1 protein-coding gene is annotated in these 492 nt (G+C 47.0%); it reads right to left on the bottom strand.

Features of this window, described 5'->3' with window-relative positions:
* Positions 1-130: 130 nt before the first annotated feature.
* Positions 131-492: response regulator (locus ACO0LF_RS31465; RefSeq protein ID WP_423021340.1), on the bottom strand; the 362-nt coding region annotated here is incomplete at its 5' end.

Here is a 492-nt window from a genome sequence, read left to right as displayed (position 1 = left end):
AGATTGAATCTAGGAGCGGTAGTGCCTTACGACAATGTATCGCTGCCCGACGCTATCAACGCTTTAAAGACTTTAGTCAATCCTTCTTAGTCGAAATGTGAAAAACGTTTGGGACGTTATTACATAATGCTTATGTCTGATTACTAGATTTATCTTGGCTCGCCCCGAACAACGCCATCAGCGCATCGACTTCTACTGGTTTAACCAAATGATGATCAAATCCGGCATCCACGCTCTTTTGCATGTCCTTTCCTTGATTCCATCCAGTCAATGCTACAAGTACGACATCCTTACCCCATTCTTCGGCTCTGATAGCTCGTGCGGTGTCGTAGCCGTTCATCTTCGGCATACCGATATCACACAGTACGATGCCAGGCTGGAATGCCCTGGCGACCTTGAATCCTGTCTCTCCATCATAGGCGGTAGCAACCTCGTTATCCATCATTTCGAGAAGCTGGCCGAGCGCATTTGCGGCATCTTCATTATCATCTA

This window comes from Undibacterium sp. Di27W (assembly GCF_049340345.1).
Classification (GTDB): domain Bacteria; phylum Pseudomonadota; class Gammaproteobacteria; order Burkholderiales; family Burkholderiaceae_D; genus Undibacterium.
This window is presented reverse-complemented; position numbering and strand designations above follow the sequence as displayed.